The following is a 6,000-nucleotide window of genomic DNA, read 5'->3' on the forward strand; positions in this document are numbered from 1 at the left end:
GCGTGCAGACGGACGCGTCGCCTCAGGCCAGTTCGTCCGGGCCGACGCGCACGACGACCTTGCCGAAGTTCTTGCCGGCGAGCAAGCCGATCAGTGCATTCGGCGCATCGGCGAGGTCGGGGATCACATCCTCGAGCGTCTTCACCTTGCCCTGCGCGACCCACTCGCTCATCTCCTTCAGGAACGGCGCATAGCCCGTCGCATAATGATCGAGAATGATGAAACCCTGCATCCGGATCCGCTTGCGCAGGATGGTTCCCATCAGCGCCGGCACGCGGTCACGGCCGCTCGACACCGCGGTGTCGTCGTACGCCGCGTCGTTGTAATGCGCGATGATGCCGCACACCGGCACGCGCGCATGATCGTTGAGCAGCGGCCACACCGCGTCGAACACGGCACCGCCGACGTTCTCGAAATAGACGTCGATGCCGTTCGGGCAGGCTTCCTTCAGCTTGGCCGCGAACTGCGGATCGCGATGATCGATGCAGGCGTCGAAGCCGAGCGTGTCCTTCACGTACGCGACCTTGTCGGCGCCGCCCGCGATGCCGACCACGCGGCAGCCCTTCAGCTTTGCGATCTGGCCGACCACCGACCCGACCGCCCCGCTCGCGGCGGCGACGACCACGGTTTCGCCGGCCTTCGGCTCGCCGATCTTCAGCAATCCGGTGTACGCGGTGAACCCCGGCATGCCGAGCACGCCGAGTGCGTACGACGGATGCGCGAAGTCGCGGCCGAGCGCAATGAGATCGCTGCCGTCGGACAACGAGTAGTCCTGCCAGCCGCCGCCCGCGACGACCAGGTCGCCTTCGCGATACGCGGGCAGGTTCGATGCGACGACGCGGCTGACCGTGCCGCCGACCATCACGTCGCCGAGTTCGACCGGCGGCGCATACGACGGCGCGTCGCTCATGCGGCCGCGCATGTACGGATCGAGCGACAACCAGACCGTGCGCAACAGCACCTGTCCGGCGCCGGGCACCGGCACGTCGGCGGTCTCGGTGCGGAAGTCGTTCGGGGTGGGTGCGCCGACCGGGCGCGCGTTCAGGACGATTCTGCGGTTTGCAGTCTTGTTTTGCGGCATGGGAACCTCCGTCAACAGGATTGGACGTGCCACGGGCACGATCGGATCAACGTTCGACAACCGTGATGCGCGAGGCTGCGGCCGTGCCGGCGAATCAGCCGGCGCAGCCGCAGCCTCACGGTAAAGCAATCGGACTACTGCGTGAGTAGACCAGTCGTCTAGTGCTCACATAAAAACAAGGCGCGCCTATGCGCGCCCAGGTTATGACTGCGCTCCATCTGGCTCGACGGGCGGCAGGTTCAGCATCCGCCGTGTTTCGCGCATCGCGCGCTCGAGCGGCTGGCGGTTGCGATGAATCTTCTCCAGCAGCGTGGCGCCAAGCCACAGCTCGTAGAGGATCGCGGCCGCATGTGCGGGATCGTCGACGCCGCTCAGCGAACCGTCGGCCAGCCCGGCCTCGATGCCGCCCGCAAGCCGCTCGATGATCTGGCCGGTGCCGCGCCGCAAGACCGCGCGCATCGCCTCCGACAAGTCGGACACCTCCGCGCCGAGTTTCACCGCGAGGCACTTGCCTTCCGGATCGTCCGCGCACTGCGTGTGCAGCCAGTTGCCCCAGTACGTCATCAGGCGCTGCGCGCCCGTGCCGGCCTGATGCTTGAGCAGGTTGTCGAGATGCGCGAGATAGCCTTCGAAATACGACTCGAGCAGCGCCTCGCCGAATGCTTCCTTCGAGCCGAAGTAATGGTAGAACGAGCCCTTCGGGATGCCCGCCGCGGCGAGAATCTCGTTCAGACCGACCGCCGAGAACCCCTTGTGGAGCATGATCGGCTTCGCGATATTCAGGATGTGGTGGCGGACTTCCGCGCCTGAAGATGCATTCATGATGGCGTATCTTAGCAACGATTAGACCGGTCGTCTAGTAACGTCGAGCCGGCAAGTTCAGCGGCACTTTACCCGAATCGCACCGCGTCGCGGGTGGTTGTCGCCGCACCGTGGCGGCGCCCCTGTCACGCGGGCTTCGGAATGCGCTTCCGGGCGACCGGCTTCGCCGCACGCAGACTGCCGCCGGCAGGCCGCCCCGGCGCCCGGCGCACAGGGGCGCGCGACGCACGTTCGGCGCGCAGCGCGTCGAGCTCGCCGACATACGCGGCATTGGCTGCCCGCGCGCCGTCGAGCTGGCCTTCGAGCATGCCGCAGCGGTGTTGCGTATCGGCCAGTTGTGCCTGCAGCGCCGCGAGATCCTTGCGGTGCTGCGTATCGCGTTGTTCGGCGCGGGCCGTGGCCGCGTCGAGTTCCTTTTGCAGCCGCGCGGCCGCGAGCCGTTCGCGGTCGATCTCCTGTAGCGCCCGTTTCTCCGATGCGCGCAAGCGTTCCTCGGCCCGGCCCGCGTCGTCGCGCAGCCGGTCGAGCTGCGACGTGAAATCGGCGCGCGCCTGCGCCAGTGCGCGATCGGCGTCCGCGTTGTCGGACTTCAGCCGTTCGACCTCCGCTTGCAGCGCGCGGCGCGATGCTTCGTCGGCCGCCCTCGCCTGCTCGAGTTCCTGGATGCGCACCTGGGCCGCCAGTAACGCGCTCGTGCGTTGCTCCAGCGCGTTCTCGGTGCGGGACAGGTCGGTTTGCAATGCGGCGACTTCCGCTTTCGCCGCGGCCCGCTCGGCTTCGACCTCGGCGCGCAGCGCCTCGAGCGCGGCGGCGGCATCGGTAGTCGAGCGGCTCCACAACGTTGCGACGAGTTCGCCGGCTGCCGCCTGCAGATCGGCCGGCAAGTCCGGATGCTCGATGCGCACGCGGCTCTTTTCCCGCAACTCGGCCCAGAACTCGCCGAGCACCGCCGTCGGCGTGCTCATGCTGCCCTTGCGCACGAGCTGATACAGCCGGTTCGCGGTGGGCGTAATGCCGAAACGGAAGAACATCAACGCGCAGACCTCGCGATACAACTCGCGGGTTTTCGGGAAATCGGCCTTCAGGCGGTCGATTTCGGCGATCAGGCGGGGTTCGTCGGCAACGAGGTCGGACATGGCGGATTGGTCTGGAATTTTAGTCAATAATACAACGTAAACCGTTGGATATCCAATCATCGCCTGCGATGAATTTGACATTATTTCTATAATGTTGAGTTTTGACCCGCGAGCTTCGTGATTTCCGAACGTGACTCGCCGGCTCGCCATTGCCGCCCGCCTAGCGCGCCGCTCGATCCCCGCGACCGCCCGATCCGGCGAGCCCGCTGCTGTCACGTACCTGCAACCGTCGACCGGTAGCGTTCGAGGCTGCCCACGCTTTCGACAGACGAATCCGCCATGCAGCGCACCTCGCGCGCCACGCCCCACGTTTATGCGGCCACCTCCCGCGCTCTCGCCGCCAGTCTCGCGATCAACCTTCTGTTGCTCGCCGCCGAAGCGGTCGCGGCGTGGTCCGCGCATTCGTCCGGCCTGCTCGCGGACGTCGCGCATGCGGCGATCGATCTCGCGGCCGACGCGCTGATCCTCGTCGCATGCCGGCTCGACGCGCGGCTGCCGCCCGAGCGGCGCCCGACCTACGAGCCGCTCGCGCTGGCAGCCCTCGGCGCGCTGCTCGTCGCCACGGGCGTGCAGATGATCTGGCACGCGGCAAACCGGTTCGATGCGCCGCCGGTCGTGCAGCCTGGTGCGATGACGCTCGCGCTTGTCGTGTTCACGCTGACCGGCAAAGCCGCGCTGTCGCGCTGGATGCTGCGCAAGGCGCGCGAGACCGGCTCGGCGCTGCTCGAGGCGAGCGGCTGGCATGTGCGCACCGACGCGCTGTCCGCGTTGCTGGCGGCGCTGGCGATGTGCGCGGCGTGGGTCGGCCTCGGCCGTCTCGACGATCTCGCCGCGCTTGCGATCGGCGCGATCGTGATCCGTACGGGCGCCGGGTTCATCCGGCACGGTTGCGCGCAATGGCCGGCATTCGCGGCGTGGGCGACCCGTTCGACGCGCGGGTCGTGACGATGCCTGGCGCCTCGTCCCCGGCGATGAGCTGAAGCATCCGAAACCCGCCATCGGCTGCGCACGAAACGAAAGAGGCTCGCAACGCGCGAGCCTCTTGTCCATGATGCCGGGTGATCGCCATAACGTACACGCCGAACGCAATCGAGGTATCGGCAGACGAATGCGCGCGACATCGATGCGGCGGCGCCCGACGCGCCGCGCCCGATCAGCCCAGCGGCACCACGCTCCCGAGCAGGATCCGCACGAGCGTCGCCTGGCGTGTCACGCCCGTCTTCGAGAAGATCGCGCGCAGATGCGTGCGCGCCGTGTTCTTGCTGATCCCCGATTCCTCCGCCGCCTCCTCGAGCGTCAGCCCGTTCGTCAGCAGCAGCGCGAGCGATGTCTCGGCAGGCGTCAAGTCGAACAGCTTGCGGATGATTTCCTGCGCGCCCTGCGGCTTGCGGTCGGGATCGCGCAAGAACAGCGTGACGGCCGGCCGGCGCTTGTTGTCCTCCGACCAGTCGGACAGCAGCACGGTGCGCACCAACAACCCGAGGCGCGGCTTGTCGAAGCTGCGCGTGATCGGCATCGCCTCGACCGTCGCCGCGGCCGTGCCGTGGTGCCCCATCACCGCGTGGCGAATGAGCCGCTTGAGCGTGCGGTTCTCCTGCGCATCGGTCGCCTCGATCGTGCCGCGCGCAATCGTCAGACCGTTGTTCTGCTTCAGGATCTCGTCGGCGACGCTGTTCAGGTCGATGATCGTGCCGTTCTCGTCGAGCGTGATCGTGCCGATTTGCATCCGGTTGATCGCGTTCGCGTAGATCGAGCGTTCCACCTCGGCCGTGTCGAGCCGCGAATGCAGTTCGACCGCGCGTTTCAGGTGCGGCAGCAGCAGCGCGCAGATCGCCTTGTCGCGCGCGGAGAACTGCTTCGATGCATGGTTGCGGCACACGCGGAACCGGCACTCGACGCCCGACGGCGCGCGCAGGTCGGCGCCGAGGATGTAGCGCACGTCCTGCGGCTTCAGGAACTGCTTGTACAGTTCGCTCGACAGCCAACCCGTATCGCCGAACACGTCGTCGACCGTCACCACGCGATCGGCCGGCAGGCCGACGAACGGGTCGAGCGAATAATAGTAGTTGTTGTACGACGCCTCGCCGTCACCCGGCACGACCGGGCCGAACTCCGATGCGTGCACGGACAGCGGCGCGCGACGGTCGCTCGCCGCCGCACGCAGGATCAGCGTCACGTAGTTGGCCTGCAGCAACCGGCGCACCAGCTCGAGCGCGCCCGCCCACGGCGGCGTTTCCAGCGGCCCCTGGTAGATACGCGCCATCAGCTCGCTGAAATCCGCGACGCCGATGTCGGCCTCCTCGCTTGTTGACTGGCTCTCTTGAGGAGCCCATCTCGTCTCCATCAGCACGCTCCATCCTCCATGCAACTCGTTGTCGGTGCGATTCATCCGCGCCGCCATGATTAAGACGCGTCTTAATTCCGGCGTCATCGGGACATTCACTGAATGGTGAGCTTTGGCCATCCGGGCGCGTGAACCATCGTCCGATCGGATGATGTGGCGCCCTGCCCGCTGCGCTGGAATGCCCGTCAGGCCGTGCCGGCAAGCGTCCGGCGCGGGCTCAGGGAAAACCGCGACGCGGGTTTACCTGATTCAGACCGCATCCGATTCAGACAGGAGTTCCAATGCCGCTCGACCCTCAGGCGCAGGCGCTGCTCGCCGCGCTCGCCCAAGCGCCCGCGATCGATTTCGATCAGTTGACCGTTCCCGCCTACCGCGCGAGCCTTGCCGGAGGCGGCGCCTTCGCGCCCGGCGATGCGATTGCCGCTGAAGAGGACTGGCAGATTCTCGCCCCCGGTCGTCAGTTGTCCGCACGACTGTATCGGCCCGATGCCGACGGGCCGTTGCCGCTGACGGTGTTTTTCCACGGCGGTGGTTTCGTCGCGTGCGGCATCGATTCGCACGCGAACGTGTGCCGCAGCCTCGCCCGACGCGCGCACACGCTCGTGCTGTCGGTCGAC

Annotated in this window: 6 protein-coding genes; 2 read left to right on the forward strand and 4 right to left on the reverse strand. The window is 67.2% G+C overall.

Annotated features, from left to right (window positions below):
• Positions 1–22 precede the first annotated feature (22 nt).
• The 3 genes from F3J14_RS21465 to F3J14_RS21475 form a co-directional block, all read right to left on the reverse strand.
• Positions 23–1,081, reverse strand: coding sequence for an NADP-dependent oxidoreductase (locus F3J14_RS21465; protein ID WP_166724727.1), 1,059 nt, complete (start codon positions 1,079–1,081; stop codon positions 23–25).
• Between the two features lie 201 nt (positions 1,082–1,282).
• Positions 1,283–1,903: a TetR/AcrR family transcriptional regulator gene (locus tag F3J14_RS21470; protein ID WP_166724728.1), complete on the reverse strand. Its 621-nt coding sequence runs from the start codon at positions 1,901–1,903 to the stop codon at positions 1,283–1,285.
• 125 nt (positions 1,904–2,028) lie between these two features.
• The gene (locus F3J14_RS21475; RefSeq protein ID WP_166724733.1) at positions 2,029–3,039 is read right to left on the reverse strand and encodes a DNA-binding protein; all 1,011 of its coding nucleotides are present in this window, start codon (positions 3,037–3,039) and stop codon (positions 2,029–2,031) included.
• 279 nt (positions 3,040–3,318) lie between these two features.
• On the opposite strand from F3J14_RS21475, the gene F3J14_RS21480 reads away from it, so the two are divergent.
• Positions 3,319–3,984 (forward strand): cation diffusion facilitator family transporter, encoded by a 666-nt coding sequence (locus F3J14_RS21480; protein ID WP_166724729.1) that lies wholly within the window; start codon positions 3,319–3,321, stop codon positions 3,982–3,984.
• A gap of 208 nt (positions 3,985–4,192) precedes the next feature.
• Here F3J14_RS21480 and F3J14_RS21485 read toward each other — a convergent pair whose 3' ends face one another.
• Positions 4,193–5,383 (reverse strand): LuxR family transcriptional regulator, encoded by a 1,191-nt coding sequence (locus F3J14_RS21485; RefSeq protein ID WP_043174085.1) that lies wholly within the window; start codon positions 5,381–5,383, stop codon positions 4,193–4,195.
• A 281-nt stretch (positions 5,384–5,664) separates the two neighbouring features.
• Here F3J14_RS21485 and F3J14_RS21490 point away from each other — a divergent pair.
• On the forward strand, positions 5,665–6,000 hold a 336-nt coding region (locus F3J14_RS21490), incomplete at its 3' end, for an alpha/beta hydrolase fold domain-containing protein (protein WP_166724730.1).

This window comes from Burkholderia sp. Tr-862 (assembly GCF_011753085.1).
In the GTDB taxonomy this organism is placed as follows: Bacteria; Pseudomonadota; Gammaproteobacteria; order Burkholderiales; family Burkholderiaceae; genus Burkholderia; species Burkholderia ambifaria.

Excerpts from the sequence above, each read along its gene's own strand:
- F3J14_RS21480 (WP_166724729.1), top strand. The coding sequence starts at position 3,319 with ATGCAGCGCACCTCGCGCGCCACGCCCCACGTTTATGCGGCCACCTCC.
- F3J14_RS21485 (WP_043174085.1), bottom strand. The coding sequence starts at position 5,383 with ATGGAGACGAGATGGGCTCCTCAAGAGAGCCAGTCAACAAGCGAGGAG.
- F3J14_RS21465 (WP_166724727.1), bottom strand. The coding sequence starts at position 1,081 with ATGCCGCAAAACAAGACTGCAAACCGCAGAATCGTCCTGAACGCGCGC.
- F3J14_RS21475 (WP_166724733.1), bottom strand. The coding sequence starts at position 3,039 with ATGTCCGACCTCGTTGCCGACGAACCCCGCCTGATCGCCGAAATCGAC.
- F3J14_RS21470 (WP_166724728.1), bottom strand. The coding sequence starts at position 1,903 with ATGAATGCATCTTCAGGCGCGGAAGTCCGCCACCACATCCTGAATATC.